This window comes from Cryobacterium lyxosi, from assembly GCF_004403345.1.
GTDB lineage: Bacteria > Actinomycetota > Actinomycetes > Actinomycetales > Microbacteriaceae > Cryobacterium > Cryobacterium lyxosi.
Genome location: NZ_SOGT01000014.1, coordinates 194,498 through 202,135 on the forward strand (window position 1 = coordinate 194,498; position 7,638 = coordinate 202,135).

General features: G+C 63.0%; 7 protein-coding genes and 1 tRNA gene. 4 read left to right on the forward strand and 4 right to left on the reverse strand.

Annotated elements, in window-relative coordinates:
* Window positions 1-82: 82 nt before the first annotated feature.
* Both E3T27_RS13460 and argS read right to left on the reverse strand, forming a co-directional pair.
* The gene (locus E3T27_RS13460; RefSeq protein WP_134573326.1) at window positions 83-844 is read right to left on the reverse strand and encodes an LmeA family phospholipid-binding protein; all 762 of its coding nucleotides are present in this window, start codon (window positions 842-844) and stop codon (window positions 83-85) included.
* A gap of 2 nt (window positions 845-846) precedes the next feature.
* Window positions 847-2,523: an arginine--tRNA ligase gene (argS, locus tag E3T27_RS13465; protein ID WP_134573328.1), complete on the reverse strand. Its 1,677-nt coding sequence runs from the start codon at window positions 2,521-2,523 to the stop codon at window positions 847-849.
* A gap of 41 nt (window positions 2,524-2,564) precedes the next feature.
* Here argS and E3T27_RS13470 point away from each other — a divergent pair, with 41 nt between their 5' ends.
* Complete coding sequence (locus E3T27_RS13470) at window positions 2,565-3,239, forward strand: iron ABC transporter ATP-binding protein (protein WP_134573330.1); 675 nt, start codon at window positions 2,565-2,567, stop codon at window positions 3,237-3,239.
* A 69-nt stretch (window positions 3,240-3,308) separates the two neighbouring features.
* Window positions 3,309-3,380, forward strand: a tRNA-Arg gene (locus tag E3T27_RS13475).
* A gap of 643 nt (window positions 3,381-4,023) precedes the next feature.
* Here E3T27_RS13475 and E3T27_RS17020 read toward each other — a convergent pair.
* Together E3T27_RS17020 and E3T27_RS17025 are read right to left on the reverse strand one after the other, a co-directional pair.
* Window positions 4,024-4,689, reverse strand: a complete 666-nt coding sequence (locus E3T27_RS17020; RefSeq protein ID WP_241992252.1) for an RNA polymerase sigma factor — start codon at window positions 4,687-4,689, stop codon at window positions 4,024-4,026.
* Window positions 4,686-5,327, reverse strand: coding sequence for a hypothetical protein (locus E3T27_RS17025; protein WP_233200739.1), 642 nt, complete (start codon window positions 5,325-5,327; stop codon window positions 4,686-4,688). Before E3T27_RS17025 ends, E3T27_RS17020 begins: the two co-directional genes overlap by 4 nt.
* A gap of 254 nt (window positions 5,328-5,581) precedes the next feature.
* Between E3T27_RS17025 and lepB the strand changes: the two genes are divergently transcribed.
* The gene (gene lepB / locus E3T27_RS13485; RefSeq protein ID WP_104197106.1) at window positions 5,582-6,313 is read left to right on the forward strand and encodes a signal peptidase I; all 732 of its coding nucleotides are present in this window, start codon (window positions 5,582-5,584) and stop codon (window positions 6,311-6,313) included.
* Between the two features lie 191 nt (window positions 6,314-6,504).
* Window positions 6,505-6,969, forward strand: a complete 465-nt coding sequence (locus E3T27_RS13490; RefSeq protein ID WP_174722220.1) for a cytidine deaminase family protein — start codon at window positions 6,505-6,507, stop codon at window positions 6,967-6,969.
* Window positions 6,970-7,638: the final 669 nt, after the last annotated feature.

Genomic DNA, 7,638 nt, shown 5'->3' on the forward strand with positions numbered 1-7,638 from the left:
CCCTGAAGCCGGAAAATGTGCCAGCCCGGGTGAACGAGCGTGCCTGGCTACGATTCTACCGTCGCGAGTGGCGAGGTTCGAATTAGCCGGCGCAGCTGCCGAGGGTGGTCAGCGACTGCGCGGTGAGCATGAGAGTGCTTGACTCCAGCGTAACGCGTGCCCGCTCGGGCGAAATATCGACGCCACTCACTTCGACTCCTTCGGGGAGGTAACTCGCAACGCAGACCGCGATCGGTGCCTGCTGCAGGATCAGGTTCACGAGGGGTGTCGCGTCGATGTCGCCGACACCGCTCGTCACGGTGGCTTCGGTGGGAGTGAAGTTCAGGGTGTCGCCGGCGGCGCTGGCCGTGGCCGTGGCGCTGTAGCCGACGTTGAACTCGAACAACTTCACCGTGCCGGTGTATGCCACCGTGCCGTCGCCGAGGGTCATCACAGCGTCGGCGGGCGCGGTGCCGGAAGCCCGCACCAGTTGATTGACCGCGTCCTGATCGAGGTCGAGCGTAGCGGTGAGCGAGCCAATGGCCTTGGCGGTGTTCGTCGACACATCGTGGGCGATCACGTGAACGGATGCCGGCACTCCGTCGACCGCCAGGTTCGGCGCGGTCAGCTCAATCTCATCGAAGCTGCCGGCGATGAACTGCGCAATGACGGAGGTACCGCCGATGGTGACGGTGATGTCGCCGGTCACGGAAGCGGGCATCCGGTTGCTGATTTCGACTTCGGCGCGGTCCTTCGCGAACGCACGCACGCCGCTGTCGATGAGGAAATAGGCGACGACCAGCAGAATCGCGAGTACGCCGACGATGATCAGCGGAACGAGGCCGCGACGCTTGGTTTTTGCCATGATTACATGCGCTCCGGGGCGCTGACGCCGAGCAGGCCCAGGCCGTTGCGGATCACTTGGCCGGTCGCGTCGTTCAGCCACAAACGGGTGCGGTGCAGGTCGGTGACCGGTTCTTCACCGAGCGGAATGACACGGCAGTTGTCGTACCAGCGATGGTAGTAGCCGGCGACCTCCTCGATATAGCGGGCGACGCGGTGCGGCTCCCGCAGCTGCGCAGCCTGCGCGACGACGCGCGGAAATTCCTGCAGCACGCCCAGCAGCGCGGATTCGCTGTCGTGCACCAGCAGTTCCGGGGCGAAGACAAAGCGTTCGACGCCGCTGGCGGCAGCATTGTTGGCGACCGAGCAGGTGCGGGCGTGGGCGTACTGCACATAGAAGACGGGGTTGTCGTTGGTGCGTTTGCCCAGCAGGTCGAGGTCGATGTCGAGCTGCGAGTCGCTGTTCGAGCGCACCAGGGCGTAGCGGCCGGCGTCGACACCGACGGCGTCGACGAGGTCGTCGAGGGTGACGATGGTGCCGGCTCGCTTACTCATGCGCACCGGTTCGCCGTCTTTGAGCAAATTGACCATCTGACCGATCAGAATCTGCAGGTTCACGCCGGGCTCGTCGCCGAAGGCGGAGACCATGGCCATCATGCGGCCGACGTAGCCGTGGTGGTCGGCGCCGAGCATGATCAGGCACTGGTCGAATCCGCGTTCGCGCTTGTCGAGGTAGTAGCCAAGGTCGCCGGAGATGTAGGCGGGCTCGCCATTGGAGCGGATGATCACCCGGTCACGATCGTCACCGAAGGTGGTCGTGCGCAGCCAGATCGCGCCGTCCGCTTCGAAGATGTGGCCCTGTTCGCGCAGGCGATCGATGGCGCGGTCGACGGCGCCGGATTCGTGCAGCGAATCCTCGTGAAAGTACACGTCGAAGTCGACGCCGAAGCCGTGCAGTTTGTCTTTGATCTCGGTGAACATCAGGTCGACGCCGATCGAGCGAAACACTTCCTGCTGTTCATCGCGGGAAAGGGCTGCGACGTCACCGTCGTACTTAGCGAGTACGTTGGCCGCAATATCGCCGATGTACGCTCCGCCGTAACCGTCCTCCGGGGTGGGTTCGCCGAGGTAGCTGGCGAGCACACTGCGGGCGAAGCGGTCAATCTGCGAACCGTGGTCGTTGAAGTAGTACTCACGGGTCACGTCGGCGCCCTCGGCTGCCAGCACGCGGGCCAGGCTGTCGCCGACCGCGGCCCAGCGCACGCCGCCCATGTGAATGGGGCCGGTGGGGTTGGCCGAAACGAATTCGAGGTTGATTTTGAGACCGTCATACAGGTGGCCGGTGCCGTAGACCGAGCCCTGGTCGACGATGGTTTTGGCGAGCGCACCGGCCGCCGCCGCTTCGAGACGAATGTTGATGAAGCCAGGGCCGGCAATTTCGACGGATGAGACATCCGCCAGCTGTTCGAGACCGGCAGCTAATTCGGCCGCGATTTCACGCGGGTTGGTGCCGAGAGGTTTGGCGATCTTCAGCGCGATGCTCGAGGCCCAATCGCCGTGGTCACGGTTGCGTGGTCGTTCGACAGCCACGTCGGCGAGGGTGAGTCCAAGGTCTACTCCTGCCGTGTCAGCCTCGCGTCGGCGTTCGCTGACGCCCTGGATGAGGTTGAAAAGGGACTGGGAGAGTTCGGCGGGAGTCACTACATAATCGTACCGGCCCGTCCTGTTGGTAAGGTCAACGCGTGACTGATACACGCGTCTACCCCTCTTTTGCTCGTACCGCTGCACGCACCGGCGGAGCGTCCACACGCCGCCGTGCCGGGCTGATGCTTACCGGCGGAGCACTGTTCGCCCTCCTTTTGGCTGGCTGCAGCGCAGGAGGCGAACCGACGCCGACGAATTCTGCGGTCGCGACGAGCGGGGCATCCGCTGACCCGACGACGAGCGCTGAGCCGGCGTCGTCTCCGACCCCGACACCGGAAGCGACCGGCGCTCCGATCACGCAGATCTGTGGTGACCTTCTCACCCTGCAGGATGTCTACGATTTCAACCCGAATTACGGCTCCGCCCCGGATTATTCGCCGACCGCTGACGGTCTGGCCGCGACTGCAGCAACCTACAACGGACTGACCTGCGGCTGGTCGAACCAGACCAGCGGCGAGCTCATCGAGGTCTCGGTCGTGGCCCCCAACGATGTGTTGATGGCCGCGCTCAAGCAGCAAGCGGATGCCGACAGCCAGGCCGTGCCGACCTACGGCACCCCGCCCACCGTGGACGGCTTCTTCACCTACTCCGGCGGCAGCGGCCAGGCGCAGGTGTTCACCGGAACCTACTGGATCACCCTGAGCACCCCCGCATTCGGTGAGCCCGGAGACGCTGAGGGTCTCCTCTCGGTGATTCTCGCGCACCTCGGGTAGCGGATGCTGGCAGCCCGGCCCGGATGGCTCATCGCAACCGGCCCATGATGCTAACCTTGAATCACCCTGGCCCCCATAGCTCAGGGGATAGAGCACTGCCCTCCGGAGGCAGGGGCGGCAGTTCGAATCTGCCTGGGGGCACAGTTGTCACGTGCCACGCTAATTCGGACTTCTGCCACGCAGCTCGGACAAGCCGCAGCTTTAGTCTTCTGATATGAGCAGCTGGCCATATTCTTGTCCTCTGACGCGACGCCTATACTCCGTTGTCAGGCCGGGGAGTTGTGCGTCGGCATGCCCGCGCGCGAGCGGATCGAACTAGGAAATTTGCAAGGTTGCGTTGATTCTGTGCGCACGTTCTGCCATCGCTAGCTGGCGCCGTCGCCCGTCTCGACACCGGATCGGTCTGGCGTTAGCCCTAGGAAGCGTGCCCGGCCCTAGAAGGCGGCGCGGGATATTCCGAAAGCGCGCGCGACCTACGCCGTTGTCTCGACACCTTCGGTGAGCCGCTGGGCATAACGCATATGTCTGTTGGCTAGCGCGTTCTTTTGTCCGGTGAGGTCTTGTCCATTAGTGCAGACGCGGTCGTGGCCTATGAGCATTGCGGTCATGGTTTAGGCTGTAGCGTTTAGCACCCGTTGACCGGGCATTTTCTCGGGCGGGTCTTACGGGAATCGGCGCTCCAATACCTGTCTCGAATTCGCAAATTTCCCAAGTCATCTGCACCCGCCCCGGTCGGCGTCCGGCTTATGGGACGCCCGAAGTTGGTTCCATCACCGGCCGACGGTTAGACGGGGTAGGCAGAGATGTCGATCCGTTGCGATGGCGGCAGGATTGTATCCACGGGACGGATTGTCCTGTGTGACGTTGTTGCCGCTGTCGCGCTAAGGTCGCCCGCTAGCGGTCTCGCGACAGGTATGGGCAGGTGGCCCGTGACCTCTGGTGCCGGTGCTTGTTCGCTGAGCGCGGTCTTTAGGTCGGTTCGTGCTCGCTGGTAGCGGGTTCTGGCCGTTGACGGGCTGATGTTGAGGATCTGGGCGGCTTCAGTGATGGCGAATCCGTCCCAGTGGATGAGGCGGACGAGTTCGGCCTGGGCCGGGGACAGCCGGCCGATCGCATCCCGCACGTCGGCCCCGTCGTCTGCGGGTCGCCCCTCGGTGGGCGAGGTTCGCAGGACCTGCCGGAATCGTTCGGTGAGGTTCCACCGTCGGTGTTCGCTCCGTGCGGCGTTCGTCACGACGTGGCGGGCGATCCCGAACAGCCACATCCGGGATTGCTCCGCCCCGGGGGGTGTTGAGTCGACCCGTCGCCAGGCTGCGAGCATCAGCTCCGCCAGTCCGTCGGCGGCATCGTCGATCGGCAGTCGACGTTGGAAGTAGCGCAGCAGATCGGGTGATGCGGCAGTCAGCGCCTCAGTGAGACGTTCAGTGGAGTTGCGGTTACGTGCCCTCACCAGCTGGCTCCAGGGCAGAAGGACTGGCTCTCGGAGCTGAGATTGGAGTCGGCACCGTCGATGCCCCGGTTGGTGAGCTCGGTGCTGACCGCAGCGGTCACGATCATCGACACTGCACGCTGGTACTCCTCGTCGGCGTTGTAGTGCACGGTCCCGTAGCCGGCCGGTTCGGTCGACCCATCGGCGTTGACAGCAATGTTCGAGTCCTGCCGGATCCACTCGATCGTGCTTGCGATCTTCTCCGTAGTCAGCAGGGATCCGATATCGGTCGTTCGGTAGAAGTCCTCGACTACCTCGACGGCGGCGGGGTCCTGCCCGAGGACGTTCCCGATGCGCTCCTCGCACTCCGCCCCGCTGGGCAGCGTGTAGGTCATCGATGCCACCGGAGTTTGTGCCCAGGGAACCCAGCTGTTGGTGACCGCGGCGGTCGCCGTCACGGCACCACCCAGAAGCAGCACGGACGCGAGCCCCGCGAACACGGGCCGCCTCCATGGCCGCCGCACTGTCACGCTCGCGGTCTCGACACTGGTCGCGACTCGAAGCCGGGTCAGCTCATCGGCGACACTTTCCGTCACCACCGTCGTGGGCGGGGCGGATCGGTTCAGCAGGCCGTCCAAATCGTCGGATGTGGGGCTCATGATGTTCTCCTCGAAAGTTGGTTACATCAGAGACATGTCCGGAATGATGCCAGACGTCTGCGGACGCCACGGAAACTTTTCCCGTCAGTTCGGCTCGCCCGTCTGGTCCTTCGATGATGCCGGAAAGATTGCGCGCCAGATAACGGACCTGGACAACGTTCCCCCTGTGGTGACGGGGGAAGCTGAGTGATTTGCGATGGCTCGATCGGCTGGGCGGTCAATAGTCGTTTGACTGACTGCCCTAGGCTCAGGGCATGATGACAGCCGAAGCAGCCACGAGGTCCGCACAACGGCGGGCTGGGGCCGGGTCTCCTGCATTGAAGTTCGTGCGGGACCTTGTCGTCATCGTGGTCGTCGCGGTGTTGATCTCTGCCCTTCTGAAGACTTTTGTTGTGCGTTCGTTCTACATTCCGTCTCCGTCGATGGAGAACACGCTCCTGGTCAATGATCGGATCATTGTGAATGAACTCGTTCCCAATTTGATCCCGATTGAGCACGGCGACGTCGTTGTCTTCACCGACCCGGGAAACTGGCTGCCACCGCAGCAACCCGTGCCGCAGAATCTTTTCAGCGCGCTGGATGCTGCACTCACTGTTGTGGGGCTGAGCGCTGGCGACAGCAATAATCACCTCGTCAAACGAGTCATTGGCCTTCCCGGGGACACCGTGGTCTGTTGCACCGTCGCCGGGCAGTTGGCCATCAACGATGCGGCCATCGACGAGCCATACATTCAGATTCCTGACGGTCAATCCCAGGCGACCAAGAGTCCGTTTACGGTCACCGTGCCTGACGAAAAGCTCTGGGTCATGGGCGACAATCGATACAACTCGGCCGATTCGGCCTTCCACTTCCTCAACGGCTCGCCGGGAGGCGGCTTCGTCCCGATCAGCAGCGTCGTTGGCCGCGCAGTCGTGGTGAGCTGGCCTGCCAAACACTGGGGATGGCTCGGCAACTACCCAGATACCAGCGCGTCGTCAGCCGGCTGACTAAGGCCAAGACCCCCAAAACGGGATGGTTGTTTCATCGGCTGAAATTGTCCCGTTGAAGGTTCCCCTCTGACACAACGTCGGCGAACTCGGCCGCCAGGAGCTTGGCCCCAGATCCGTCGCTCTCGACGTCCCCATTGCGGACAGGCCAGCCAGGAGTTGCATCCGGTGCGATCCGTAGGATTACCCTCATGCTTCCCAACGTTGAACTCGCGGTGCCGACGGCCGAAGACCTGGAGCTCGTCGAGCTCGCAAGAGAGACCATCGACGTAAGCACGGATGCCGGGCCCGATGAAGATGGTGCTCACACGATGGGCGCTGCAGTTCGAGAAGCCGACGGCCGCATGTTCACTGGGGTGAATCTGTTCCATTTCACCGGTGGGCCGTGTGCCGAGTTGGTTGCACTTGGTGCGGCGCGCGCGCAAGGCGGGCGAAACATCACGACAATCGTCGCTGTGGGCAATCACGGCCGCGGTGTTGTTGGACCGTGCGGGCGTGACAGGCAAGTCCTTTTCGATTACTACCCGGGTATCAGGGTGCTGCTCCCGACCTCCGAAGGCGTTCGGGTCGCCACCATCGAGGCCCTGATGCCGTATGCCGCGGCGTGGACGATGGAGGGTGGCACGCAGCAGTTCGACGAGGAGCGTTTTCGTTGACGTCGAAAGGGACGGATGAGGATCGTTCGGGAGGAGCAAGCCGCGCGTTGCTAGCACGCAGGCGCAAGTGGGGTGCTCTCGTGGTGGTTGCCGGGATTGCGCTCGCGCTCACCGGTTACCAAACCGAGTACCGCGGCCACGACAGCGGGATCGATGGCACGTTGTGGAGACAGATCGCCCTTTTTTGAGGATCCATTGAGCCGGAGCCTCTACCAACCTTCAGTAAATGAACCTGTCAACTACCTCGACTCACTCCCAGGTGAGCGATGGAGTGGTTCGGTTGCATCAACATTTGATCTCGATCTTCGGGAGGGAGGTGTGGTCCTCTACGACATGTCTTCGTCGGATTCTGCGGCCGAGCTTTCAGTGTTCATTGCATCCGGACCTCGACCCGATGTTCCAACCGATGGAGGTCGGGACTATAACGGCCCAACCCAGGTATTCACGTGTTACCAGGTGAAAGCCGCCTTCTCCGTAGGGGTGGCGGCTTCTGTGGGTCGGGTCACTTTCGATGACTGCCCGGCGGCCCTCGTCGAACTGATGCCGGCCGGTGCGGTCTTTGAACCGTCCCGGGTTTCATGCCGCCGTTTTGTTGGCGGCTTCGATATTTATCGGGCCGTTTGTTTCAGCGTAATAGTTGCGTTCATATTCTTCGGGCGGCATGTTCCC

Excerpts from the sequence above, each read along its gene's own strand:
- E3T27_RS13460 (WP_134573326.1), bottom strand. The coding sequence starts at position 844 with ATGGCAAAAACCAAGCGTCGCGGCCTCGTTCCGCTGATCATCGTCGGC.
- lepB (WP_104197106.1), top strand. The coding sequence starts at position 5,582 with ATGATGACAGCCGAAGCAGCCACGAGGTCCGCACAACGGCGGGCTGGG.
- E3T27_RS13490 (WP_174722220.1), top strand. The coding sequence starts at position 6,505 with ATGCTTCCCAACGTTGAACTCGCGGTGCCGACGGCCGAAGACCTGGAG.
- E3T27_RS17025 (WP_233200739.1), bottom strand. The coding sequence starts at position 5,327 with ATGAGCCCCACATCCGACGATTTGGACGGCCTGCTGAACCGATCCGCC.